This window comes from Pseudoxanthomonas sp. F11 (assembly GCF_037046485.1).
Classification (GTDB): domain Bacteria; phylum Pseudomonadota; class Gammaproteobacteria; order Xanthomonadales; family Xanthomonadaceae; genus Pseudoxanthomonas_A.
Window position 1 is genome coordinate 948,432 of record NZ_JBANLZ010000002.1, and the last position, 24,057, is coordinate 972,488.

22 protein-coding genes are annotated in these 24,057 nt (G+C 68.5%); 6 read left to right on the forward strand and 16 right to left on the reverse strand.

From position 1 onward, the window contains the following. Positions 1–110: 110 nt before the first annotated feature. The 13 genes from lpxB to V8246_RS10325 all read right to left on the reverse strand — a co-directional run bounded on the left by lpxB (position 111) and on the right by V8246_RS10325 (position 13,339). The gene (gene lpxB / locus V8246_RS10265; protein ID WP_336189004.1) at positions 111–1,382 is read right to left on the reverse strand and encodes a lipid-A-disaccharide synthase; all 1,272 of its coding nucleotides are present in this window, start codon (positions 1,380–1,382) and stop codon (positions 111–113) included. Further along, positions 1,379–2,167, reverse strand: coding sequence for an acyl-ACP--UDP-N-acetylglucosamine O-acyltransferase (gene lpxA / locus V8246_RS10270; RefSeq protein WP_336189005.1), 789 nt, complete (start codon positions 2,165–2,167; stop codon positions 1,379–1,381). Before lpxA ends, lpxB begins: the two co-directional genes overlap by 4 nt. A 1-nt stretch (position 2,168) precedes the next feature. Beyond that, positions 2,169–2,624, reverse strand: coding sequence for a 3-hydroxyacyl-ACP dehydratase FabZ (gene fabZ / locus V8246_RS10275; protein ID WP_336189006.1), 456 nt, complete (start codon positions 2,622–2,624; stop codon positions 2,169–2,171). Then, complete coding sequence (gene lpxD, locus V8246_RS10280) at positions 2,621–3,643, reverse strand: UDP-3-O-(3-hydroxymyristoyl)glucosamine N-acyltransferase (protein WP_336189007.1); 1,023 nt, start codon at positions 3,641–3,643, stop codon at positions 2,621–2,623. Before lpxD ends, fabZ begins: the two co-directional genes overlap by 4 nt. A 117-nt stretch (positions 3,644–3,760) precedes the next feature. Beyond that, entirely contained in the window at positions 3,761–6,241 is a 2,481-nt protein-coding gene (gene bamA / locus V8246_RS10285) for an outer membrane protein assembly factor BamA (RefSeq protein WP_336189008.1), read from the reverse strand. Positions 6,242–6,363: 122 nt separating this feature from the next. Further along, positions 6,364–7,740 (reverse strand): RIP metalloprotease RseP, encoded by a 1,377-nt coding sequence (rseP, locus tag V8246_RS10290; protein ID WP_336189009.1) that lies wholly within the window; start codon positions 7,738–7,740, stop codon positions 6,364–6,366. 13 nt (positions 7,741–7,753) lie between these two features. After that, complete coding sequence (locus V8246_RS10295; protein WP_336189010.1) at positions 7,754–8,941, reverse strand: 1-deoxy-D-xylulose-5-phosphate reductoisomerase; 1,188 nt, start codon at positions 8,939–8,941, stop codon at positions 7,754–7,756. A 2-nt stretch (positions 8,942–8,943) separates the two neighbouring features. Continuing rightward, on the reverse strand, positions 8,944–9,795 hold the full coding sequence (locus V8246_RS10300) for a phosphatidate cytidylyltransferase (protein WP_284449365.1): 852 nt from the start codon (positions 9,793–9,795) through the stop codon (positions 8,944–8,946). After that, positions 9,792–10,550 (reverse strand): polyprenyl diphosphate synthase, encoded by a 759-nt coding sequence (gene uppS / locus V8246_RS10305; protein WP_185896693.1) that lies wholly within the window; start codon positions 10,548–10,550, stop codon positions 9,792–9,794. The genes V8246_RS10300 and uppS overlap by 4 nt, the downstream gene beginning before the upstream one ends. Positions 10,551–10,558: 8 nt before the next feature. Then, the gene (gene frr, locus V8246_RS10310; protein WP_185896692.1) at positions 10,559–11,116 is read right to left on the reverse strand and encodes a ribosome recycling factor; all 558 of its coding nucleotides are present in this window, start codon (positions 11,114–11,116) and stop codon (positions 10,559–10,561) included. A 77-nt stretch (positions 11,117–11,193) separates the two neighbouring features. Further along, complete coding sequence (locus V8246_RS10315) at positions 11,194–12,180, reverse strand: cation diffusion facilitator family transporter (protein ID WP_336189012.1); 987 nt, start codon at positions 12,178–12,180, stop codon at positions 11,194–11,196. Between the two features lie 20 nt (positions 12,181–12,200). Continuing rightward, entirely contained in the window at positions 12,201–12,926 is a 726-nt protein-coding gene (pyrH, locus tag V8246_RS10320; RefSeq protein ID WP_185896690.1) for a UMP kinase, read from the reverse strand. Positions 12,927–12,961: 35 nt separating this feature from the next. Beyond that, complete coding sequence (locus V8246_RS10325; RefSeq protein WP_336189013.1) at positions 12,962–13,339, reverse strand: cupin domain-containing protein; 378 nt, start codon at positions 13,337–13,339, stop codon at positions 12,962–12,964. 64 nt (positions 13,340–13,403) lie between these two features. Between V8246_RS10325 and V8246_RS10330 the strand changes: the two genes are divergently transcribed. Next, on the forward strand, positions 13,404–14,099 hold the full coding sequence (locus V8246_RS10330) for an AIM24 family protein (RefSeq protein WP_185896688.1): 696 nt from the start codon (positions 13,404–13,406) through the stop codon (positions 14,097–14,099). Positions 14,100–14,109: 10 nt separating this feature from the next. Here the strand turns inward: V8246_RS10330 and V8246_RS10335 are convergent, their stop codons facing one another. From V8246_RS10335 to rpsB, 3 genes are all read right to left on the reverse strand, one after another. Then, positions 14,110–15,603: a GGDEF domain-containing protein gene (locus V8246_RS10335; RefSeq protein WP_336189014.1), complete on the reverse strand. Its 1,494-nt coding sequence runs from the start codon at positions 15,601–15,603 to the stop codon at positions 14,110–14,112. A gap of 209 nt (positions 15,604–15,812) precedes the next feature. Continuing rightward, positions 15,813–16,691, reverse strand: a complete 879-nt coding sequence (gene tsf, locus V8246_RS10340; RefSeq protein WP_185896686.1) for a translation elongation factor Ts — start codon at positions 16,689–16,691, stop codon at positions 15,813–15,815. Positions 16,692–16,887: 196 nt separating this feature from the next. Then, on the reverse strand, positions 16,888–17,691 hold the full coding sequence (gene rpsB / locus V8246_RS10345) for a 30S ribosomal protein S2 (RefSeq protein ID WP_336189015.1): 804 nt from the start codon (positions 17,689–17,691) through the stop codon (positions 16,888–16,890). 322 nt (positions 17,692–18,013) lie between these two features. On the opposite strand from rpsB, the gene map reads away from it, so the two are divergent. The 5 genes from map (at position 18,014) to dapE (ending at position 23,934) form a co-directional block, all read left to right on the forward strand. Next, positions 18,014–18,790: a type I methionyl aminopeptidase gene (map, locus tag V8246_RS10350; protein WP_142123819.1), complete on the forward strand. Its 777-nt coding sequence runs from the start codon at positions 18,014–18,016 to the stop codon at positions 18,788–18,790. After that, on the forward strand, positions 18,787–21,429 hold the full coding sequence (gene glnD / locus V8246_RS10355) for a [protein-PII] uridylyltransferase (protein ID WP_336189018.1): 2,643 nt from the start codon (positions 18,787–18,789) through the stop codon (positions 21,427–21,429). The genes map and glnD overlap by 4 nt, the downstream gene beginning before the upstream one ends. Beyond that, positions 21,395–22,303 carry a 2,3,4,5-tetrahydropyridine-2,6-dicarboxylate N-succinyltransferase gene (gene dapD / locus V8246_RS10360; protein WP_336189019.1) on the forward strand — a complete coding sequence of 303 codons (909 nt, stop codon included), beginning with the start codon at positions 21,395–21,397 and terminating at the stop codon, positions 22,301–22,303. Before glnD ends, dapD begins: the two co-directional genes overlap by 35 nt. A 126-nt stretch (positions 22,304–22,429) precedes the next feature. After that, positions 22,430–22,792 (forward strand): arsenate reductase, encoded by a 363-nt coding sequence (locus V8246_RS10365; RefSeq protein WP_336189020.1) that lies wholly within the window; start codon positions 22,430–22,432, stop codon positions 22,790–22,792. Continuing rightward, positions 22,789–23,934, forward strand: a complete 1,146-nt coding sequence (gene dapE / locus V8246_RS10370; protein ID WP_336189021.1) for a succinyl-diaminopimelate desuccinylase — start codon at positions 22,789–22,791, stop codon at positions 23,932–23,934. The genes V8246_RS10365 and dapE overlap by 4 nt, the downstream gene beginning before the upstream one ends. Positions 23,935–24,057: the final 123 nt, after the last annotated feature.

Below are 24,057 nucleotides of genomic sequence, written 5' to 3' on the forward strand. Positions count from 1 at the left end.
CGACCGGAACAACGACATCTTCCAGTATCCTTCTCTTGGCAAGAAGGAATGGCAAGTGGCATTTTCCGGTAGGCGATGACGTTGTGGCGGTCATGGCATGCGGTCGCGACTTACGTCGCTCCTGCAGAAGATGGGAGAACCAGCTCCGCCACCGCAGCGGCGGCACTCGCCGACGCATCCTGCCGCAGTTGTCCATGCAGGCGCCGGTAGGTCGGCTGCAGGGCCGCGACGGCCTCCGGTTCGCGGAACCAGCGCAGCACGGCAGAGGACAACTGTTCGGGCGTGCAGTCGTCCTGCATCAGTTCGGGCGCGATGTCCTCGCCGGCCAGCACGTTGGGCAGCGCATAGCGTTCCACCTTCAGCAGGCCAAGCCCCTTGACGATGCGGTAGGTCAGCGGCGCGATGCGATAGCCGACGACCATCGGCCGCTTGCACAGCATCGCTTCCAATGTGGCGGTGCCCGACGCGAGCAGGACCGCATCGCTGGCGATCATCGCGTCGCGCGCCCGGCCGTCGAGCAGGTGCCAGGTGGAATCGACCCCGTGCGTGGCGATCTGCGCCTTCAGCGCCTCGCGGCAGGCGGCGTTCGCGGCCGGGATGACGATCTGCAGTCCGGGGACCTGCGCGGCCACCCTGCGTGCCGCTTCGAAAAAGGCCGGTGCGAGCCGACCGATCTCGCCCAGGCGGCTGCCGGGCAGTACGGCCAGGGTAGGCGCGTCGGGCGACAGGCCGAGCGCGGCGCGTGCGGACGCGCGATCGGGCTCCATCGGAATCTCGTCCGCCATCGGATGGCCGACGAAGCGTGCATCGACCGCATGCCGTGCGTAGATCGGCGGTTCCATCGGGAACAGGCACAGCACGCGGTCGGCGCTGTGGCCGATTTTCTCGGCACGCTTCTCGCGCCAGGCCCAGACTGACGGACTGACGTAGTGCACCGTGCGCACGCCGCGTTCCTTCAGCCAGCGCTCGACCCCGAGGTTGAAGTCGGGTGCGTCGATGCCGATGTAGACGTCTGGCTTCCAGTCCAGCACGCGCTGGCGGAAGGCCTTGCGCAGGCGCAGCAGGCGCGGCAGGTGGCGCAACACCTCGGCCAGGCCCATCACGGCGAGTTCGTTCGCGTCGAACCAGGTGTCGCAGCCGGCCGCGCGCATCGCATCGCCCCCGATGCCGGCAAATTCGGCGTTCGGAAAGCGCGCACGCAGCGCAGCGATCAACCCCGCTCCCAGGCCATCGCCGGACGCTTCGCCGGCGCAAAGCGCGATGCGTACGCCACGCGTGGCGGGAATCGCGAAGGTGGAAGGGGTGGGGGAGGACGCGAGGGACGCGGACGTAGAGCTGTCCTGCCCATTCCCGATTCCCGATTCCCGATTCCCGGGACTCACCGCTGCAACGGCCGTTCGCCGCTTTCGATGAAGTGCAGCAGCGCCTTCACGTCGGCGCTCGCCTCGGCCTGTTCGGCCAGCTGCTGTTTGGCTTCCGCCAGCGGCAGCCCGGCGACGTACAGCGTGCGGTAGGCGCGCTTGATGGCGGCGATGCGGTCCGCGTCGAAGCCGCGTCGTTTCAGGCCTTCGCTGTTGATGCCGCGCGGCCGACCGGCGGCGTCGCCCGCCACCATCGTGAAGGGCGGCACGTCACCGCTCAGCAGTACGCCCATGCCGATGAAGGCGTGCGCGCCGACGCGGCAGAACTGATGCACGCCGGCGAAGCCGCTCATGATCACCCAGTCCTCGATGGTGACGTGGCCGGCCAGCGTCGAATTGTTGGAGAACACGCAGTGGTTGCCGACGATGCAGTCGTGCGCCACGTGCGTATAGGCGAGCAGCATGTTGTCGCTGCCGACGCGGGTGATGCCTCCGCCGGCGCCGGTGCCGCGGTTCACGGTGACGAACTCGCGCACCTGGTTGCGGTCGCCGATGACCAGCTCGACGCGTTCGCCCTTGTACTTCTTGTCCTGCGGATCGCCGCCGATCGCGGCGTGGCCGACGAAATGGTTGTCGCGGCCGATGCGGGTGGGCCCGGTGATGGTGCAATGCGGACCGACGATGGTGCCGTCGCCGATCTCGACCTCAGGCCCTACATAGGCGAACGGCCCGATGCGCACGCCCTCGCCCAGCGTTGCGCCGGGGTCGACGACCGCGCTGGGATGGATGGCGGTGGGGGCGCTCATCTCAGCGGGTGTCCTCGGCGCACAGCACGTCGGCGCAGGCGACCTGTTCGCCGTTGACCGAGGCCACGCCGGTGTAGAAGGCCATGTTGCGGATCAGCCGCTTCAGGGTGACGTCCAGGTCGAGTCGGTCGCCCGGCACCACCATCTTCGTGAAGCGCGCGTTCTCCACCTTCACCATGTAGAACATGCGTCCCGCGGTGTCGCCCTGGTGGGACAGCTGCGTCAGCAAACCGCCGGCCTGGGCCAGCGCCTCGATGATCAGCACGCCGGGCATGATCGGACGGTCCGGAAAGTGGCCGGTGAAGAAGGGCTCGTTCTGGGTGATGTTCTTGTAGGCCAGTACGCGCTTGTCTTTCTCGAACTCCACCACGCGGTCCACCAGCAGGAACGGGTAACGGTGCGGCAGCAGCTTGCGGATGGTGGCCGCGTCCACGGGCAGTTGCAGGTCCAGGGTCATCGGGTTTCCTTGTCGGCCGCCAGCACGCGTCGTGCCAGGGCGTCCAGTTGCTTGAAGCGGGCGGCGTTCTTGCGCCAGGTACGGTTGTCGGTCAGCGGCGTGCCGCTGGAGTATTCGCCGGGTTCGGTGATCGAACTGGTTACCAGCGACATGGCGGTGACCACGACGCGGTCGCAGATCTCCAGGTGGCCCAGCACGCCTGCGGCGCCGCCGATCAGGCAGTAGCGGCCGATGCGCGCACTGCCGGCGGCGGCGCTGCAGCCGGCCATCGCGGTATGCGCGCCGATGCGGACGTTGTGGCCGATCTGGATCTGGTTGTCCAGGCGCACATCTTCTTCCAGCACCGTGTCGTCCAGCGCGCCACGGTCGATGGTGGTGTTGGCGCCGATCTCGCAGTCGTCGCCGATCACCACGCCGCCGAGCTGCGGCACCTTGATCCAGCGGCCGCTGTCCATGGCCAGACCAAAACCGTCGGCGCCGATCACCGCGCCGGGGTGGACCAGGACGCGCTGGCCCAGGCGTACGCGCGTGACCAGGGTGACGCGGGCGGTCAGCTCGCAACCGTCGCCGACTACGCAGTCCTCCCCGATGATGCAGCCGGGCCCGAGCACGCTGCCTTCGCCGACGACGCTGCGGGCGCCCACCGTGACGAAGGGACCCACATGGGCGCCCGGTGCGATGCGTGCGGTGGGGTCGACCACGGCATTCGGATGGATGCCGGGCTCACGGGCCTGCCTGCGTTCGAACAGCGCCGCCATCTTGGCGAACGCGGCGTAGGGGTCCTTCGCGATGAGGACGGCGCCGGGCGCGGCGTCCGCATCCTCGGCGCGCACCACCACCAGGCTGGCCCGGCTGTCGCCCAGTTGGCCGCGATAGCGGCTGTTGGCGAGGAAGGCGAGCTGTCCCGGCTCGGCGCGGGCCAGTGTGGCCACGCCTTCGATGTCCAGGCCGGCATCGCCGCGCAGTTCCAGACCGAAACGGTCGGCCAGCTCGCCGGAAGTGAAGGAGGGAGGGGTCATAGGCCGTGTAGTTTAGCCCCTGCTGCCCCAGAACCGCTTCCACGGGGGCGTATGGTGGACAGCGGAAGGGGGGCCGCAGCCCCCCTTCCCTTCACGCCGGATCGTGCATCGCGGCCGTCAGAACGCGCCGCCGAAGGTGAACTGCAGGCGCTCCAGCTCGTCGCCGTCCTCCTTCTTCAGCGGGAAGGCGTAGCTGATCGAGATCGGTCCCACCGGCGCACGCCACAACAGCGCGACGCCCGTGGAGGCGCGCAGCTGGCCGGCGTCGAAGTTGTCCACGCCGTCGAACACGTTGCCGAAATCGAAGAACGCGGACACGCGTGCGGCATTGGAGTCGAACAGCTTCGGGAAGATCAGTTCGACCGAGCCGGTGGTCTTCAGCGAACCGCCCAGCGGCTGCCCGCGGTAGCCGCTGATGACTTCCGAACGCGGGCCCAGCGTGTTGTCGCGGAAGCCGCGCACCGAGCGGGTGCCGCCGGCATAGAAGTTCTCGAAGAACGGCAGGCCGCTGGCGACCAGGGTCCTGTCGAGGGTGCCGCCGTCTGCGCAGGTACCGTCCGCCGCCGGTGCCGTCGTCGTCGCCTGCCCGGGGATCTGCGGATCCGAGCCGTTCACGCGGCAGATGTAGCGGTAGATGTCCGAGCCGTAGCTGTCGCCGTAACCGATCTCGGCGCGGGTATTGAGCACGAACGAGGGGCTGAGCGACCAGTACTTGGAGAACTCGTAATTGAGCTTGTAGTACTCGACGGTGGAGCCGGGCAGAGCGATCTCCGCCGAGACGCGCTGGTAGGTGCCGCCGGTAGGCATGAAATAGTCGTTGCGCGTGTCGCGCGCCCAACCCAGCTCCGTCCGCCAGGCGTGGAAGGTGCGCTGACCCACCGCGTCGATGTAGTCGATGATCGACTGCGGCGTGGAGCCGCCGAAGGTCAGGATCTCGTTGCTGTCCACGCCGAACAGCAGCGACACGGTGTCGTTTTCGGTGATCGGCAGGCCCAGGATGCCCTGCGCCGCGGCGCTGGTCGTGGAGTACTGCGCGGTGTTGAAGTCCGAGTAGTCGAACTCGCGCCACCACAGGTTGTAGCCCAGCGACATGCCTTCGTCGGTGAAGAACGGGTTGGTGTACGAGAACGAATAGCGCTGCAGGTAGTCGCTGCGCTGCGCCTCGACGGCCACGCGGTTGCCGCCGCCCAGGAAGTTGTTCTGCGACAGCTGGATGGAGGTGGTCAGGCCGGACAGCTGCGAATAACCCAGGCCGAACACGAAGCTGCCCGAAGTGGTTTCCTTGACGTTGAACACCACGTCCACCTGGTCCGTCGTGCCCGGGACCGGCGTGGTCTCGACGTCGACGGTCTCGAAATAGCCCAGGCGCCGCAGGCGCACGCGCGAGCGGTCCACCGCGACCTGCGAGAACCAGCTTCCCTCGAACTGGCGCATCTCGCGGCGCATCACTTCGTCGGACGTGCGCGTGTTGCCCTTGAAGACGATCCGGCGCACGTTGACGCGCGGACCCGGCACCACCTGCAGGTTGATGGCGACGGTGCGGTTCTCGCGGTCGATGGTCGGGATGGGGTTCACCTGCGCGAACGCATGGCCGATGTTGCCCAGCGTGGCGGTGATGGCGTCGGACGTCATTTCCAGCAGGATGCGCGAGAACGTCTGCTCGGGCTTGACGATCACCAGCTTCTCGATCTCCTCCTTCGGCAGCACCGTGTCGCCGGTGACCTTCACGTCGGAGATCTTGTACTGCTCGCCTTCGGTGATGCCGGCGGTGATGAACATGTCGCGCTTGTCGGGACTGATCGACACCTGGGTGGAGTCGATGCTGAAGTCCACGTAGCCGCGGTCCAGGTACCAGGAATTCAGGCGCTCCATGTCGCCGGACAGCTTTTCCTTGGAGTACTGGTCGTCGCGACGGTACCAGGACAGCCAGCTGGTCTCCTTGGACTCCCAGTTCTCCAGCAGGTCCTCGGTTTCGAACTTCTCGGCGCCCACCACGTTGACGTGCCTGATCTTGGCCGCCTTGCCTTCCTTCACCGCGATGGTCACGTCCACGCGGTTGCGGTCCAGCGCACTGACCGTGGGGGTGATCTCGACGTTGTACTTGCCGCGGTTGTTGTACTGGCGCACCAGTTCCTGCATCACCCGGTCCAGGCTCAGGCGGTCGAAGGTCTCGCCTTCGGCCAGGCCGATGTCCTTCAGGCCCGACAGCAGGTCCTCGGTCTTGATGTCCTTGTTGCCGGTCAGGGTCAGCTTGTTGATCGCCGGGCGCTCGGTGACGGTGACCACCAGGATGTCGCCCTGGCGGTCCAGCCTGACGTCCTCGAAGAAGCCGCGCTTGTACAGCTCGCGGATCGCTTCGGCCGCCTTCGCCGGCGTGACCACGTCGCCGCGCTCGATCGGCAGGTAGGTCAGCACGGTGCCGGTGGAGATGCGCTGCAGGCCATCGATGCGGATGTCGGTGGCGGTGAACGGCGCAGTGGCCAGCGGCGCGGAGGCCACGGGTGCGGCAGCGGGTTCCGTCGTCTGGGCCAGTGCCGGCATGGCGATGGCCGAAGCCAGGGCGAGGGCAAGCAGGCGGCGGGAGGGCAGTCGCGTCATCATCACATCCGGTTGGGGTGGCTCCTGCAACGCAGGGGTGGACCGCAGGGCCGCGGTCCGGGGTGTCGCCAGGGAGGGGCAGGCCGCCTTGGAGCGTGCCGGCCCTAGGGGGTCCAGGGGCATCAGGTCACCAGACGCGTCATCAGACGCAGGATGTCGTTGTAGAACGCCAGTCCCATCAGGCCCGCCAGCGCGGCCAGGCCCACGTATTGTCCGGCCACCATGTGGCGCTCGCTCAAGGGGCTGCCCTTGACCAATTCGATAAGGTAATACAGCAGGTGGCCGCCGTCCAAGACGGGGATCGGCAGCAGGTTGATGATGGCCAGGCTCAGCGACATGGCGGCCAGGAACCACAGGAACCAGTCCAGCCCGCGTTTGGCCGACACATTGGCCACCTGGGCGATGGTGATGGGGCCTGATACGTTCTTCAGCGAGGCGTCGCCGGTCAGCATGCGACGGATCATGCCCAGCGAATCGGAGGTCAGCTTGCCGGTCTCGCGCAGCGCCGCGGGCACGGCCGCCAGCGGGCCGTACTGCAGGGTGGCGTCGTACTCGGGCAGGCGGGTCTTTTCCGGTGCGGCCAGGCCAAGTGCCCAGTACTGGCCCTTGGCACCGTCGGGGAGCGGGGTCAGGCGCGGCGCCAGTTCGAACGCCAGGCGCTCGCCGGCGCGATCGACCTCGACCATCGCCATACCGCCCCGCTTACCCAGCGCGTCGACCTGGGCGGCGATGTCGCCGAAGCCGTGCACCGGCTGGCCGTCCACGGCCGTGACGATGTCGCCGGCCTGCAGCACGCCGTCCGCCGCCGAGCCCGGTGCGACCTTGCCGACGATGGCAGGGGTCACCCAGTGGCGCCAGACCAGCCCGCTCAGGGCGACGGCATTCTCCTGGTCGAAGCCCACCGGTAGCCGCGACAGCGGCAGGGTGCGGGTCGTGGTGCCACCGTTGGCCGTCTCGACCTCCACCGGCAAGTCGTCGCCGTCGATCGCGGCCTTGGTGAGCACGATGGAGGCATCGGTCCAGGTATCGATCGTCCGGTCGCCGGCCCTCAGGATGCGGTCGCCGCGCTGGAAGCCCGCGTCGGCCGCGATGCCCGACACGCTGCCCACGGTGGCCGAGTAGTCCTGCTTGCCGATCACGAACATCGCCCACAGCAGCGCTACGCACAGCACGATGTTGGCCAGCGGGCCGGCGGCCACCACGGCGATGCGCTGCCAGACCGACTTGCGGTTGAAGGCCTGGTCGCGCTGCGAGGCCGGGACCTCGCCCTCGGCTTCGTCCAGCATCTTCACGTAGCCGCCCAGCGGGATCGCGGCAAGGGCGAACTCGGTGCCATGGCGGTCGCGCCGCGACCACAGCGGCTTGCCGAAGCCCACCGAGAAGCGCAGCACCTTCACGCCGCAGCGGCGCGCCACCCAGTAATGGCCGAATTCGTGGAAGGTGACCAGCACGCCCAGCGCCACGATCATCCACCAGATGGAGCCCAGCAGGTCGCTCATCGGATATCGGCGCTCATCGGGAGAGGTGGCCTGCGAGGTTGCGGTCGGTCAATCGGCGGGCCTGCGCGTCCGCCGCCAGCAGCGCGTCCAGCGAATCGGCCGGCGTTGCGGGCAGCGCGGCGAGGGCATCCTCGACCAGCGCAGGGATGGATAGGAAACCGATGCGGCCCTGAAGAAAGGCTGAAACCGCGACTTCGTTCGCAGCATTCAGCACGGCCGGTGCGGTACCGCCCGCCGCCATCGCCTCCCAGGCCAGACGCAGGCAGGGAAAGGCATCGGTATCGGGGGCTTCGAATTCCAGCCGCGGGTGCCGCAGCAGGTCCAGGCCGCCGACGCCCGAGGCGATGCGCTCGGGCCAGCCCAGGCCGACCGCCAGCGAGGTCCGCATGTCCGGCAGGCCGAGTTGAGCCAGCGTGGAGCCGTCGACGAATTCGACCAGCGAATGCACCAGGCTTTGCGGATGCACCAGCACGTCCAGCCGCTCGCGTCCTACGCCGAACAGGTGGTGGGCTTCGATCAGTTCCAGCCCCTTGTTCATGAGGGTGGCCGAATCGACCGAGATCTTGGGTCCCATCGACCATTTGGGATGGGCCACGGCCTGCTCGCGCGTCACCTGCGCCAGTTCGTCGCGGCGGCGCCCGCGGAACGGACCGCCCGAGGCGGTCAGCACGATGCGGCTGACATCGGCCTGAGCCTGTCGTGAACGCAGGCACTGGAAGATGGCGTTGTGTTCGCTGTCGATCGGGATGATCTCGGCGCCCGATGCGCCCGCTGCGCGGGTCACCAGTTCGCCGGCCAGCACCAGCGACTCCTTGTTGGCCAGCAACAGGCGTTTGCCGGCGCGCGCCGCTGCCAGGGTGGACGACAGGCCCGCCGCGCCGACGATGGCGGCCACGACGGTGTCGCAGTCCGGACCGGAGACCAGCGCATCCAGGGCCGGCATGCCTGCATGGGCCTGCGTGGGCAGGCCAGCGTCGGCCAGGCCATCGCGCAGTCGCAGGTACGCATCCTTGTCGGCGATCACGGCGTGATCGGGTCGATGCGCCACGCACAGGGCGACAAGGGCATCGACGTTGTGGCCGGCGGCCAGCACACGGACGCGATAACGGCCGGGATGGCGCGCGATGACGTCCAGCGCGGATGCGCCGATCGAGCCGGTCGCGCCCAGGACGGCCACGTTGCGAAGTGCGTGCGTGGCCATGCTCAGAATCCGAAGACTTCCTTGCCCAACACGAAGATGGGCAGGGCCGCCAGCACGCCGTCGATGCGGTCCAGCACGCCGCCGTGCCCCGGTATGACGTCGCCGGAGTCCTTGGCGCCCACGTGTCGCTTGAGCAGGCTCTCGAACAGGTCGCCCACCACCGAGAACAGCACGGTGAAAATCGCCACCAGCAGTACGCCCGGCAATTGGGCCATGCCCGCACCGGCCAGCAGCGCACCGGCCGCAGCCACCAGCATGCCGGCCGCCAGTCCACCCAACAGGCCTTCCAGCGTCTTGTTGGGGCTGATGCGCGGGGCCAGTTTGCGCCCGGCGAACCAGCGGCCACCGAAGTGGCGGCCGGCGAAGTAGGCGCCGCTGTCGGCGGCCCACACGATGGCCAGCGCCACGAACAGCCAGATGTGGCCGTTCGGCTGCGAGGAATGGATCAACCCCAGCGCGCACCACGCCGGTACGACGGCCAGCGTGCCCGCGGCCAGCTTGAACACGCGCGCCCAGGTCTCGTGGTCGGAGGCGAAATGGAAGAAGCGCAGCCATAGCAGCGCCAGCAGCCACCAGCCCGCGCCCACCAGCGCCATCAGCCGCAGCGGCACCAGGTCGGTGGACCCGCGCGACGCCCACACCAGCAGCACCATCAGCAGCAGGTTGGCGGTCAGCAGCACCGTGCGCTGCAGGGTGTCGTCGATCTCGGCCAGCTTGAACCATTCCCACAGGCCCACCAGGAACACCAGCGCCGCCAGCATCACCAGCCACGAGGTGGGCAGCAGCAGGATGGCGCCGATGGCGAAGGGCGCCATGACCAGCGCGGCGATGACACGGGTGCGGGTGGCGCTCATGCGGGTGAATCCTCGATGGCGCCGCCGGCCACCTGGGCACTGGTCAGGCCGAAGCGGCGCTCGCGCCGGGCGAAGTCGTCCAGCGCGCGCTGCAGGAGCGTGGCGTCCAGATCGGGCCACAGCACGTCGGTGAACCAGAGTTCCGTGTACGCCAGCTGCCACAGCAGGAAGTTGCTGATGCGGTGGTCGCCGCCGGTGCGGATGAACAGGTCGGGCGGGGGCAGGTCGGCCAGCGCGACGTGCGCGCCCAGCGCCGCCTCGTCGATGTCCTCCGGCCGCAGGCGCCCGGCCGCCACTTCGGTCGCCAGCGCCCTGGCCGCGAACGCGATGTCCTGGCGTCCGCCGTAGCTGGCGGCGATGACCAGGTGCAGCCGGGTATTGCCGGCGGTCAGGGCTTCGGCCGCGTCCATGCGTGCGCGGATATCCGCCGAGAAGCGCGCACGGTCGCCGATGAATCGCACCCGCACCTGCCGCCGGTGAAGTTCCTCCACCTCGCGGTCCAGCGCATTGAGGAACAGCTTCATCAGCGCGCCGACTTCCTCCTCCGGCCGTCCCCAGTTCTCGCTGGAGAAGGCGAACAGGGTCAGCGCGCCAATGCCGCGCTCCAGGCAGAAGTCGATGCAGACATTGACCGCGCGCGCGCCGGCGCGGTGGCCGATCACGCGCGGGCGACGCCGGCGCTCCGCCCACCGCCCGTTGCCGTCCATGATGACGGCCAGATGGCGGGGCACGGGTGGTGAGGCGGCAGGGGACATGGCAGTCCTCAGACCGCCATCAGTTCCTGTTCCTTGGCCTTGACCACGTCGTCGACGTCCTTGATGGACTTGTCGGTCAGCTTCTGGATCTCCTCCTCGGCGCGACGCTCGTCGTCCTCGGTGATCTGCTTGTCCTTCAGCAGGTCCTTGATCTGCTGGTTGGCGTCGCGACGGATGTTTCGGATCGCCACCTTGGTGTCCTCGCCCTCGCCGTGCACGACCTTGGAGAGCTCCTTGCGGCGCTCCTCGGTCAGCGCGGGCAGGTTGAGCCGGATGGTGGTGCCGGCGGTGTTCGGGGTCAGGCCCAGGTCCGACGCCAGGATGGCCTTCTCGACCGCGCCCACGATCTGCTTCTCCCACGGGGTGATGGTCAGCGAGCGCGAGTCGGAGATGGTGACGGTGGCGACCTGGCTGAGCGGCACGTCCGAACCGTAGTAGTTGACCTTCAGGTGCTCGACCAGGGCCGTGGAGGCGCGGCCCGTGCGGACCTTGACCAGCGTGTGGCGGAGCGCATCGATGCTCTTGGCCATGCGCGCCTGCGCGTCTTTCTTGATGTCGTTGAGCATCGCCCTTTCCGTTGCAAAGCCTGTAAACGGCCGATTATAGGGCGATTCGGGGCCGTTGCCGACCGCCGCCGCACCGCTCAACGGGAATGATGCGGCGCCGCATCGTGCAGGTCGTGGCCACAGCAGGCGCCGCGCTCGATTTGCAGGGTGGCGTGATTGATGCCGAAACGGTGGTCCAGGGCATGCACGGTGGCGTCGATGAAGGCGTCGTGGTCGTCCTCGCGCGGCCGCACCAGGTGCGCGGTCAGGGCGATCTCGTTGGCGCCCAGCGACCAGATGTGCAGATGATGCACCGCCGCCACGCCCGGCTGGGCCCGCAGGAATGCGCCCACCTCGTCCGCGTCCACGCTGCCCGGCACGGCGTCCATGGCGGCATCGAAGCTGTCGCGCAGCAGGCGCCACGACCCGACCGCCACCACCACCGCGATCAGCAGGGCGGTGGCCGGATCGAGCCAGGCCCAGCCCAGCGTGGCCATTCCCACCCCCGCCAGGACAGCGGCCAGCGACACCGCGGCGTCGGCCATCAGGTGCAGGAAGGCCCCGCGCTTGTTGAGGTCGTGCGCATGCCCGTCCCGCACCAGCCAGGCGGCGCCCAGGTTGACCACGATGCCCAGTGCGGCCACCACGATGACGGGCGTGGCGGGGATGTCCGGGGGCGCACTGAACCGGCGGAAGGCTTCCCAGCCCAGGGCGCCCGAGAACACCATCAGCAGTACCGCATTGGCGAGCGGAGACAGCAGGGTGGCGCGGCGCCAGCCGTAGGTATGCCGGCCGCGCGGGGGACGACGGGCGATCGCCGCGGCGCTCCACGCCAGCGCCAGCCCCAGCACGTCGCCCAGGTTGTGCAAGGCATCCGACAGCAGGGCCAGCGAATTGGTGTGGAAGCCATAACCCGCTTCGAGCGCGGTATAGGCCAGATTGATCAGGGTGACCGAGGCGAACGCACGGGTTGCCGATGCATGCGGATGCGCATGCGCCGCGTGGCCGTGATCGTGTCCATGTCCCATGGTGGCGTAGGGTGCCGGCAGGCGGTGGCCGGACACTATTACAGCGAGCGACAGCACATGCCCGTCATGCGGGCCGCTCAGCCGCGGCCTTTCACCAGCGTGCCCACGTGCTCGCCGCGCAGGATCCGCATCAGGTTGCCGGGCACGGACAGGTCGTAGATGCGCAGCGGCACGTCGCTGTCGCGGCACAGGGCGAAGGCGGCGGTGTCCATCACCTGCAGGTCGCGGGCGATGACCTCGTCGTAGGTCAGCTGGTCGTAGCGCTTGGCATCGGCGTGCTTGCTGGGATCCTTGTCATACACCCCGTCCACCTTGGTGGCCTTCAGCAGCAGGTCCGCGCCGATCTCGATCGCGCGCAACGCGGCGCCCGAGTCGGTGGTGAAGAAGGGATTGCCGGTGCCGGCGGCGAAGATCGCGATGCGGCCCTTCTCCAGGTGGCGGATGGCGCGGCGGCGGATGTAGTCCTCGCACACGTCGTTGATCTTGATGGCGCTCATCACCCGGCACTTGGCGCCCAGCTTCTCCAGGGCGTCCTGCATGGCCAGGGCATTGATCACGGTGGCCAGCATGCCCATCTGGTCGCCGGTCACGCGGTCCATGCCGCCCGCCGCCAGGCCGGCGCCGCGGAAGATGTTGCCGCCTCCGATCACCAGGCCCACTTCCGCACCCGCCTCGCGCGCCTCGATGATTTCGCGGGCGATGCGGGTGATCACGGTGGGATCGATGCCGTAATCCTCCGCCCCCATCAGCGCCTCACCGGAGAGTTTGAGCAGGATGCGGCGATAGGCGAGGGGAGCGGGCATGGGGAGGTCTCGGCGTGGGGGCAAACACGCCAATTCTAGCCGAGCGCGGCATTCCAGTCGCCGGGTTCGTAGATCGCGTACAGCTTGCGCGCCGGTTCCAGTACCTCCCAGATGCCGCTGAAGCCGGCGGGCACCACGAAGCTCTGACCGGCCTCCAGCACCACGACGTCCCCACCCGCGTCGTCATGCAGGCGCACGCGTCCGCTGAGCAGGTGGCAGAACTCGTGCTCGGTGTACTGCACGCGCCAGGCACCCACGCCGCCTTCCCACACCCCGCAGTGGAACCGTTCGTCCGGCGAGGAATACGCATTGGCGACGGCCTGGAGCGGCTGGCCATGGACCAGCCGCTCGGCGGCGACCGGTGCGCGTGTGGCGTCATCCGGCATGTGCGGTACGGCAACGATGCGGGGCATGGCGGGGTCTCGGGTCGGGGTCGCTATCATGGCGCTCCCTTTCGGTAGCCATCAAGGATCGGCCATGAGCGTGCGCACCCTGCAGGAATTCCTTGCCTCGACCCGTGAGAAGGACGCCGGCGCGGATGCGTTCGAACTGGAAAGCCCGCACCTGCTGGAGGTGCGCCTGAATGGGCTGGTCTGGGCCAAGGCGGGGGCGATGGTGGCGCGCAAGGGGGCGGTGAAGTTCACCCGCCAGGGCGTGCTGGAGCAGGGCCTGGGCAACCTGCTGAAGAAGGCCGTCAGCGGCGAGGGCATGCAGCTGATGAAGGTCGAGGGGCAGGGCCGCGTGTACCTGGCCGATGCCGGCAAGAAGATCACGCTGCTGCGCCTGGCCGGCGAATCCATCTTCGTCAACGGCAACGACGTGCTGGCCGTGGAATCGGGCATCGAGAGCCGCATCACCATGATGCGCAAGGTGGCCGGCATGCTGTCGGGCGGCCTGTTCAACGTGCGGCTGAGCGGGCACGGCATCGTCGCCATCACCTCGCACTATGAGCCGCTGACGCTGCCGGTGAACGCGCAGACCGGCCCGGTGTTCACCGATCCCAATGCGACCGTGGCGTGGTCCGGTGGCCTGGCCCCCGAGATCATCACCGACATCTCGCTGGGCACGCTGATGGGGCGCGGATCGGGCGAGAGCATCCAATTGCGCTTCGCCGGCGAGGGCTGGGTGGTGGTGCAGCCGTACGAAGAGGTGGCGTTGCAGCCGCGGCCGTAGCCGGCGTGCGTCAGGCGCCCATGGCGCCGACCGAGACGCGGTTGCGGCCTTCGCGCTTGGCACCGTACAGCGCCTCGTCCGCCGCGCGCAGCAGGTCGTCGACGTGGCGGAACTGCTCCAGCGCGCCCTGCGTGGCCAGGCCGGCGGAGAAGGTGATGTGCAGGGGCTGTCCGCCCACGTCGGCCATCGCCACGCCCGAGACTTCCGACAGGATGCGGCGCACGACCTGCGCGGCGGCGTCCTCGCCGATGCCCGGCAGCACCACCAGGAATTCCTCGCCGCCGTAGCGGGCGACGATGTCGCTGCTGCGCACGTGACGCAGCAGGGCCTTGGCGAAGTTGCGCAGCACCTCGTCGCCGACCAGATGGCCCCAGCGGTCGTTGACCTGCTTGAAGTCGTCCAGGTCGATGAAGGCGATCGACAACGGCCAGCCGTGGCGGGTGGCGGCATCGAATTCCTTCTCCAGCACCTCTTCCAGCTGGCTGCGGTTGTACACGCCGGTCAGGGGGTCGCGGCGGACCTCTTCGGCGAGGCGGCGCGCGCGGTCCTCGTGTTCGTCGGCTTCCTTGCGCGCACGTGCGGCTTCCTGGATCTCGCGCAGGTTGCGCACCACCAGCAGTTCGCGCGCCTGGTCCAGCAGGGCCTGGATGCGGGCGGGCGGCGCGGGCGGTACGTCGAACATCGCGCAGACTTCGGGCAGGGAGGACACCATTTCCTCGGTCAGCGCCAGGTAGGACGCATAGTCCAGTCCCAGGCGCGTCGCCGCCTGCATCGCGGCATCGCGGTGGGCGTGTTCGCTGCGCGATGCGTCGGCACCGGCCAGCCAGATGTCGGCGACGTGGCCGGAGACCGCCACGCAGGCGTTGAAGGGGGTATCGGACGCGGGCGCTTCGCTTTCCAGGATCGCCTCGCGCAACAGCGCCGGCAGGTTCCACTGCCGTGCCAGCCAGCCGCCGACCGTGGCGTGGTCGCATCCCAGCCATTCGCGCTCGGCCGCCAGCAGCTCGGCGTTGTCGGCGGCGCGTTCGACCAGCCGCGCGTAGTCCTCGCCCAGCACTTCCAGCAGGGCCAGCATGCCGATGTCCTGCAGCAGGCCGGCCAGCATCAGTTCTTCCGCCTTGCGCAGGCCGGCATGCTGGCCGAGCAGCCGCGACGCCAGCGCGGCGATCACGCTGCGGCGCCAGACGCGCTCGCGGGCCACCGGATGGCTGCCCGGGCCGCAGTGCGCCAGGGAGAAGCCCAGGGCGAGGGTCAGCGTGGCGTTGAGGCCCAGTACGGTGAGCGCCTGTGACAGGTTCTCCACGCGGCGTCGGCTGGCGTACAGCGGTGAGTTGGCGATGCGCAGCATGCGCGCGCTGAGCGCCGCGTCCAGGCCGATGGTGTCGGCGGCCGTGGCCATTACCACGTCCGGATCCTGCGCCAGCTCGATGATGCGCAGCGCCACCCCGGGCGGACTGGGCAGGTTGCGGCAGTTCAGCAACTGGGTTTCGAGTTCGGGACGCATCCGGGCGCGCGCTGGGCGTGAGAGAGTGACCGGCAGCATGCCAGCAAAGCGTGACGAAGTGTCACCTTTGTAACCAGTGTCGGCGCCTCACGCGCAAACTTTAGGTGGCTGCGACGAGCGGCCGCACGATGCGGCCGGAGGAGTGCCCGGAAACGGAAAAGCCGCGGTTTCCCGCGGCTTTTCCGGTTCGCAGCGGATCGGCTTGCGGCTTACGCCAGGCCGGCCTGCTTCATCACTTCGGCGGCGTAGTCTTCCACCACCTTCTCGATGCCTTCGCCGACCACCAGGCGCTGGAAGCCGACCACGTCGGCGCCGGCGGCCTTGACCACCTGCTCGACCGACTTGTCGCTGTCCAGCACGTACGGCTGGCCGTACAGCGTGACCTCGTTGATGATCTTGTTGATCTTGCCCGAGATGATCTTCTCCAGGATGTCGGCCGGCTTGGCCTTGTCCTTGTCCGACATCTTGGCCAGCTCGATCTCCTTCTCCTTCGCCACGAACTCGGCCGGCACGTCGGCGGCCTTGTTGTGCGGGGGGTTCATCGCAGCGATGTGCATGGCCAGGCCACGGGCCAGGTCGGCGTCGCCACCCTTGACCTCGACCAGCACGCCGATCTTGCCGCCGTGCACGTAGGCCGCGACGTTGTCGGCGCTGTCGATGGCGACCAGGCGACGGATCTGCATGTTCTCGCCCAGCTTGGCGATGGCGGCGGCACGGGCTTCCTCGACGGTCTCGCCGGAGGGCAGCTTGGCCGACTTCAGCGCCTCGACATCGGTAGCGCCGGCGGTCAGCGCGGCCTGGGCCACGGCGTCGGTGAAGGCGATGAAGTTGGCGTCCTTGGCGACGAAGTCGGTCTCGGAATTGATCTCGACCAGCACGGCCTTGCCGCCGTCCTGGGCCACGGCGATGCGGCCTTCGGCGGTGACGCGGTCGGCCTTCTTGTCGGCCTTGGCCAGGCCCGACTTGCGCAGCCACTCGGCGGCGGCGTCGATGTCGGCGTTGTTCTCGGTGAGCGCCTTCTTGCACTCCATCATGCCGGCGCCGGTGCGCTCGCGCAGTTCCTTGACCAGGGAAGCGGTGATTTCCACGGGATTACCTCTGTTTGGATTGGCAAAGCCCCTCTCCCGTCGGGAGAGGGGTTGGGGAGGGGGTCCGGTGGGATCGCGACGCCCTGAGCGTCAACGTGCTGCCCGTACCCTCATCCGCCCTTCGGGCACCTTCTCCCGGGGGAGAAGGAAGAACATGGGCCGCCGCGCAGCATGGCGCGGCGGCGTTGCAGCCGGATTACTCGGCGGCGGCTTCGTCGGACTTCTTGCCGGAGGCCTTCTTGGCCGGCGCGCGACGGGCGCCCTTGTCGTCGCCGCCTTCGGCGAACTCTTCCTCGCGCACAACGGCGGCGTTCGGCGCAGCGGCCTTGCCTTCCAGCACGGCGTCGGCGGCGGCACGGGCGTACAGCTGCACGGCGCGGATAGCGTCATCGTTGCCGGGGATGGCGTAGTCGACCAGGGCCGGGTCGTAGTTGGAGTCGACCACCGCGACCACCGGGATGCCGAGCTTCTTGGCTTCCTTGATGGCGATGTCTTCATGGCCGATGTCGATGACGAACAGGGCGTCCGGCAGGCGGTTCATTTCCTTGATGCCGCCCAGCGAGGCCAGCAGCTTCTCGCGCTCGCGGCGCAGGCCCAGCACTTCGTGCTTGACCAGCTTCTCGAACGTGCCGTCGGTTTCGGCGGCTTCCAGTTCCTTCAGGCGGGCGACCGACTTCTTCACGGTGGCGAAGTTGGTCAGCGTGCCGCCCAGCCAGCGCTGGGTCATGTACGGCATGCCGCAACGCTCGGCCTCTTCCTTCACGGCCTCGCGCGCGCTGCGCTTGGTGCCCAGGAACAGGATGGTGCCGCGCTTCTGGGCCACGCCCGAGATGAAGTTCATCGCGTCGTTGAACAGCGGAACGGTCTTCTCGAGGTTGATGATGTGGATCTTGCCGCGGGCACCGAAGATGTACGGCGCCATCTTGGGGTTCCAGTAGCGGGTCTGGTGGCCGAAATGGACGCCGGCTTCCAGCATCTGGCGCATGGTGACTTGGGGCATTGCAGTAACTCCATCGAAGGGGAACCCACCGTCCGGTTCATAGGGAGGACGGCGCCGGTGAGGGCGGGGTTCCGGGGTTGGGCCTCCCTGCGGCTTCCGTGTCCGAACCCTTCAGCGAAGGGCACCCCGGCACGGGTTGGGGCAGCAGGTGTGGATTCGTCGGTGTCGCCCGACGTGGGCGGTCCGGCCGGGCAGACCCGGGCGCGAAGCCGCGGGAGTATAGCCGGGCAGGGCGGGTCGCGGCAAATCAAGGCCTGCCTGAACCGGTGCGCGGTGGCCTGGACATTCAGCCCGGCGGCCAAATGGGGGATAATCGGCCAATATGGCCATCCAGCTGAAAACCCCCGAAGACCTCGCCCAGATGCGCATCGCCGGCCGCCTTGCCGCCGAAGTGCTGCAGGTGGTCGCCCCGCACGTGAAGCCGGGCGTCACTACCGCCGAACTGGACCGCATCTGCCACGATCACATCGTCAACGTGCAGAAAGCCATTCCGGCCAACGTGGGCTACAAGGGCTTTCCGGCGACGGTCTGCACCTCGGTCAACAACGTCATCTGCCATGGCATCCCCAGCGAAGGGAAGGTGCTCAAGGACGGCGACATCCTCAACATCGACGTCACCGTCATCAAAGACGGCTGGCACGGCGACACCAGCCGCATGTACATCGTCGGCACACCGTCGGTGATGGCGAAGCGGCTGGTGGACGTCACCCGTGAGGCCATGTTCCGCGGCATCCGCGCGGTGAAGCCGGGGGCGACCCTGGGCGATGTCGGCCACGCGATCCAGCAGTACGCCGAAAGCGAGCGCTTCAGCGTGGTGCGCGAGTACTGCGGCCACGGCATCGGCAAGGTCTACCACGACGAACCGCAGGTGCTGCATTACGGCCGCCCCGGCGAAGGCGTGGTGCTGAAGCCCGGCATGACCTTCACCATCGAGCCGATGATCAACGAGGGCGCGCGCCACACCCGCGTGCTGCCCGACGGCTGGACCGTGGTCACCAAGGACCGCAAGCTGTCGGCGCAGTGGGAGCACACCGTGGCGGTGACCGAGGACGGCGTCGAGATCCTGACCCGCGTGCCGGGCGACGACAACGACCTGTGAGCAGCCCCCCAGCCGCGAACGGACATGCGACGCGGCTTCCGGACATCGGCCCGGACGTGGCCGATGACCCGGCCTGGGCGGCGGCGGCGCGCACCTCGCTGGCCCATACCGATGCCCGGCTGGACAAGCGCTTCGACCAGGACGACGGCATGGACCGCATCCTCGCGCTGCGCGCACGGGCGGTCGACCACCTGCTGAAGGACGCCTGGCTGCGGTGCATTCCGGCGGAGGCGCCGATGGCGCTGTTCGCCGTGGGGGGCTACGGGCGCGGCGAACTGTTCCCGCAGTCCGACGTGGACGTGCTGGTGCTGGCCTCGGCCGACGCCCAGCAGCGCCACCACGACGCGGTGGCGCGTTTCTTCGCCATGTTGTGGGATGCCGGGTTGCCGATCAGCCACAGCGTGCGCTCGGCGGCCGAGTGCACGGCCGCGGCCGCGGCCGACCAGACGGTGCTGACCGCGCTGATCGAAGAGCGCCTGATCGTCGGCGAGCCGGTGGACGAAGCCCTGCTGATCGACGCCATCGGCGCTGCGCGCGTGTGGCCGCCGCGCGACTTCTTCGTCGCCAAGCGCGAGGAACTGCGCATCCGCCATGCCCGCTTCGGCGACACCTCCGACAACCTGGAGCCCAACATCAAGGATGGCCCCGGCGGCCTGCGCGACCTGCACACGCTGGGCTGGATGGCGCTGCGCACCTTCGGCGTGCGCGACCTCGAACCGCTGGTGGGCATGGGCCACCTGGGCCAGGACGAAGCGGTCGCGCTGGCACGCGAGCGCCGCGCGCTGGGCCGCCTGCGCTACGGCCTGCACCGTGTCGCGGGGCGCGCGGAAGAACGCCTGCGCTTCGATTACCAGAAGACGCTGGCCCAGCGGCTGGGCTTCGCCGACGACGCCGAAAGCCTGGGCGTCGAGAAGATGATGCAGGGGTTCTATCGCAGTGCCGCCATCGTGCGCCGGATCAGCGACCGCCTGCTGCAGCGTTTCGAGGAACAGTTCGATGGCGAGGCGCTGCCCGAGCCGCTGGATGACCGGTTCGCCCTGCGCCGCGGTTACCTGGCCGCGCGCGATCCCGCCTGGCCGGGGAACGATGCCGGCCAGGTGTTCGCCCTGTTCGCCGCCTGGGCGGCCCATCCGCAGGTACGCGGCCTGCATTCGCGCACGGCGCGCGCGCTGGCCGAGGCGCTGCCCAAGCTGTCGACCTATCCCGCCGCCACGCGGACGCAGCGCGATGCCTTCATGGCGCTGCTGCGCGGGCCGCGCGCGGTGGAGACCCTCACCCGCATGGCGCGCCTCGGCGTGCTGGGGCAGTGGATCCCGGCGTTCGCGCGGGTATCGGGGCGGATGCAGTTCGACCTCTTTCACGTCTACACGGTCGACCAGCACACCCTGATGGTGCTGCGGAACATCGCCGCCTTCGCGGCCGGCCGCGCGGACGAGCGCTTCTCGATCGCGCACGAAGTCTGGCCGCGCCTGCGCAAGCCGGAACTGCTGCTGCTGGCCGGCCTGTTCCACGATATCGCCAAGGGGCGTGGCGGGGACCATTCCGAACTCGGCGCGGTCGACGCGCGCGAGTTCTGTGCCGCGCATGCGCTTAGCGAATCCGACGCCGATCTGGTGGCCTGGCTGGTGGAGCAGCACCTGCGCATGTCGGTGACCGCGCAGAAGCAGGACATTGCCGATCCCGAGGTCATCCACCGTTTCGCCACGCTGGTAGGCGACCGCGAACGGCTGGATTACCTGTACCTGTTGACCTGCGCCGACATCGCCGGCACCAGCCCGAAGCTCTGGAACGCCTGGAAGGACCGGCTGCTGGCCGACCTCTACTTCGCCGCACGCCGCGTGCTGCGTGAAGGACTGGAAAATCCCGTCGCCGTGGACGAGCGCCTGGTGGAGGCGCGCGGCAGCGTGCGCGCGCTGCTGGAAGTACAGGGCATGACGGCCGCGCAGGCCGATGCATTGTTCGCGGCGATGCCGGAAGAGAGCTTCCTGCGCTTCCGTCCGGAACAGCTGGCCTGGCAGGCGCAGGCCATTCGTGGCGCCACGGCAGGCGAGACGCGCGTGCGTGCGCGGCGGATCGCGGACGACGCCGATGCGATGGAAGTCTTCGTGCATTCGCCGGACCGCGACGGCCTGTTCGCCGCCATCCTCGCCACCCTGGACCGCATGGGCTTCGCCATCCACCAGGCGCGCGTGCTGGTCGGCCCGCAGGGCGCGGTCTTCGATACGTTCGAGGTGCTGCCCGCGGATGCCTATGCGACGCGCGATCCTGCCGACATCGAACATGGGCTGGGCCAGGCCCTCGCGCGTCCGCTGGAGGGAGTGCGTACTTCGCGGCGCGCGGTCCCGCGCCAGCTCAAGCATTTCCGCTTCGCGCCACGCATCGAGTTCGGCATCACGCCGGATGGCCGTCGCACGATCCTGGGCCTCGTCGCGCCGGATCGTCCCGGGCTGCTGTCCGACGTGGCGCAGGTGCTGCGCCGGCAGGGACTGCGCGTGCACGATGCGCGCATCGCCACGTTCGGCGAGCGCGCCGAGGACGTGTTCCAGATCACCGACGAGCACGACCAGCCCCTGACCGACACCGACACCCAGGCCGCGCTGCGTGATGCGCTGCGCGCCGGCCTGGACACCCCCACCTGAGCACATTCCCGCAGGACCTTCGATGACCCGCAAAGCCACCAAGACCGAAGAACTCAAGTCCACCATCGAGAGCGCCTTCGAGCGCCGCGCCGAACTGACGTCGGTCGAGATCGAGGGTTCCACCCGTACCGCCGTCGAACTGGCCATCGAGGGCCTCGAGAGCGGAAAACTGCGCGTGGCCGAGCCCGACGGCAAGGGTGGCTGGAAGGTCAACGAGTGGCTGAAGAAGGCCGTGCTGTTGTACTTCCGCGTCAACGAGATGGAGCTGGTCGAAGCCTATCCGGCGCCCTTCTGGGACAAGGTGGAGGCGCGCTTCGGTGCGTTCGACGAGAACGACTTCCGCAAGCTGGGCGTGCGTGTCGTGCCGGGCGCCATCGCGCGTCGTGGCACGTACTTCGGCAAGGACGTGGTACTGATGCCCAGCTTCGTCAACATCGGCGCCTACGTCGGCGAGGGCACGATGGTCGATACCTGGGCGACGGTGGGCTCGTGCGCGCAGGTCGGCAAGCACTGCCACCTGTCCGGCGGCGCCGGCATCGGCGGCGTGCTGGAACCGCTGCAGGCCAGCCCGACGATCATCGAGGACCACTGCTTCATCGGTGCGCGGTCGGAGGTGGTCGAAGGCGTGGTGGTCGGCCACCACAGCGTGATCGGCATGGGCGTGTTCATCGGCCAGTCCACGCGCATCTACAACCGCATGACCAAGGAAATCACCTACGGTTACGTACCGCCGGGCAGCGTGGTGGTCTCCGGCTCGCTGCCGGCCGCCGACGGTTCGCATTCGCTGTACTGCGCGGTGATCGTCAAGCAGGTGGATGAGAAGACGCGCAGCAAGACCAGCGTCAACGAACTGCTGCGCGGGCTGGCGGACTGAGCGGCAGGTCTAGCCCTAGCGTCCTGTAGGAGCGCGCCACGCGCGCGATGCTTCCACATGACGTCCGGTTCCTTTGGAAAGCATCGCGCGCATGGCGCGCTCCTACAAACGCCCTCAAGGAGCATCATGACGACCACGCTGTATGGCTTGAAGAACTGCGACACCTGCAAGAAGGCGACGAAGTGGCTGGACCGCTTCGGCGTCGCGTACACCTTTGTCGACTATCGCGACAACCGGCAGTCGCCCGAGACCCTGAAGGACTGGGCGGAAAAGGCGGGCGGGTGGGACACGCTGATCAACAAGTCGTCGACGACCTGGCGGCAAATGCCGGAGAATCGCAAGTCGCCGGGGTCGGATGCGGAGTGGAAGTTGCTGCTGAAGGAGTATCCGCAGCTGATCCGCCGCCCCGTCGTCGTCACCGCTGAAGGCGGCTTTTCACAGGGCTTCAGCGACAATGGCTTCAAGAAGAGCTTCGGAGCCGGCGCGTGAGCGATGTCGTCGAACTGTCCTGCGAACTGATCCGCCGTCATTCGGTGACGCCGGACGATGCCGGCTGCCAGCAGGTCCTGGCGACCCGGCTGTCGCAATGGGGCTTCCACTGCGAACACCTGCGCTTCGGCGATACCGACAACCTCTGGGCCACGCATGGCAGCGGGTCGCCGGTACTGGTACTGCTGGGCCATACCGACGTCGTGCCGCCGGGGCCGTTGGACGCATGGACCAGCGATCCGTTCGTGCCCACCGTCCGCGATGGCGTGCTCTACGGACGCGGTACCGCCGATATGAAGTGCAGTGTGGCCGCGTGCACGATCGCGCTGGAGCGCTTCGTCGACGCGCACCCGGACCACCCGGGCACGGTCGCGCTGCTGGTGACCTCGGACGAGGAGGGCCCCGCCCACGACGGCGTGAAGCAGGTTGCGGCACTGTTCCGCGAACGCGGCCAGCGGATCGACTGGTGCATCACGGGCGAGCCGTCGTCCAAGGAAGCACTGGGCGACCTGTTGCGCGTCGGTCGTCGTGGCACCCTGACCGGTACCTTGAACGTGCACGGCGTGCAGGGCCATGTCGCCTATCCGCACAAGGCGCTCAATCCCATCCACAAGGCGTTGCCCGCGCTGGACGAACTGGCCGCGCGCCAGTGGGACGAAGGCTACGAGACCTTCCCGCCGACCAGCCTGCAGATTTCCAACATCCATGCCGGCACCGGCGCCAGCAACGTCATCCCGGGCGAACTGCAGGTGGTGTTCAACCTGCGCTTCAATCCCAGCTGGACGGCCGAGAGGCTGGAACAGGAGATCGAGGGCATTCTCCGCCGCCATGGGGTCGACTACAGCATCCAGTGGCTGCGTGGCGGCGAGCCCTTCTACACGCCGGAGGGCCACCTGCGGGCCACGGCGCGCGCGGTGCTGGGCGAGTTCGCCGGCGCGCCGCCGGAAGAGAGCACGGCCGGCGGCACCTCGGATGCCCGCTTCATCGCGCCGCTGGGCGCGGAATGCATCGAAGTCGGGCCCGTCAATGCCAGCATCCACAAGGTCGATGAGCACGTCCGCGTCGCCGACCTCGAAGCGCTGCCCGGCCTGTACCAGAGGCTGCTTGAGCGGCTGATGCTGCCGGTTCGCGCAGATTTGTAGGAGCGCCCTCGGGCGCGATGCCTTTCCCGCAAGTTCCTTAAAGCGTCGCGCCCGAGGGCGCTCCTACAGGGATGCCGGTGGTTGCAGCCGCAACTTTTTGCGGGGCTTGTCAAGGGCTGGTCG

Coding starts and splice junctions, on each gene's coding strand:
- map (WP_142123819.1), top strand. CDS start 18,014: ATGGCCATCCAGCTGAAAACCCCCGAAGACCTCGCCCAGATGCGCATC.
- uppS (WP_185896693.1), bottom strand. CDS start 10,550: ATGTCCCCTGCCGCCTCACCACCCGTGCCCCGCCATCTGGCCGTCATC.
- bamA (WP_336189008.1), bottom strand. CDS start 6,241: ATGACGCGACTGCCCTCCCGCCGCCTGCTTGCCCTCGCCCTGGCTTCG.
- V8246_RS10325 (WP_336189013.1), bottom strand. CDS start 13,339: ATGCCCCGCATCGTTGCCGTACCGCACATGCCGGATGACGCCACACGC.
- rseP (WP_336189009.1), bottom strand. CDS start 7,740: ATGAGCGACCTGCTGGGCTCCATCTGGTGGATGATCGTGGCGCTGGGC.
- frr (WP_185896692.1), bottom strand. CDS start 11,116: ATGCTCAACGACATCAAGAAAGACGCGCAGGCGCGCATGGCCAAGAGC.
- fabZ (WP_336189006.1), bottom strand. CDS start 2,624: ATGACCCTGGACCTGCAACTGCCCGTGGACGCGGCCACCATCCGCAAG.
- lpxD (WP_336189007.1), bottom strand. CDS start 3,643: ATGACCCCTCCCTCCTTCACTTCCGGCGAGCTGGCCGACCGTTTCGGT.
- rpsB (WP_336189015.1), bottom strand. CDS start 17,691: ATGCCCCAAGTCACCATGCGCCAGATGCTGGAAGCCGGCGTCCATTTC.
- V8246_RS10365 (WP_336189020.1), top strand. CDS start 22,430: ATGACGACCACGCTGTATGGCTTGAAGAACTGCGACACCTGCAAGAAG.
- V8246_RS10295 (WP_336189010.1), bottom strand. CDS start 8,941: ATGGCCACGCACGCACTTCGCAACGTGGCCGTCCTGGGCGCGACCGGC.
- pyrH (WP_185896690.1), bottom strand. CDS start 12,926: ATGCCCGCTCCCCTCGCCTATCGCCGCATCCTGCTCAAACTCTCCGGT.
- V8246_RS10330 (WP_185896688.1), top strand. CDS start 13,404: ATGAGCGTGCGCACCCTGCAGGAATTCCTTGCCTCGACCCGTGAGAAG.
- dapD (WP_336189019.1), top strand. CDS start 21,395: ATGCGCTGCGCGCCGGCCTGGACACCCCCACCTGAGCACATTCCCGCA.
- V8246_RS10300 (WP_284449365.1), bottom strand. CDS start 9,795: ATGAGCGCCACCCGCACCCGTGTCATCGCCGCGCTGGTCATGGCGCCC.
- lpxA (WP_336189005.1), bottom strand. CDS start 2,167: ATGAGCGCCCCCACCGCCATCCATCCCAGCGCGGTCGTCGACCCCGGC.
- V8246_RS10335 (WP_336189014.1), bottom strand. CDS start 15,603: ATGCGTCCCGAACTCGAAACCCAGTTGCTGAACTGCCGCAACCTGCCC.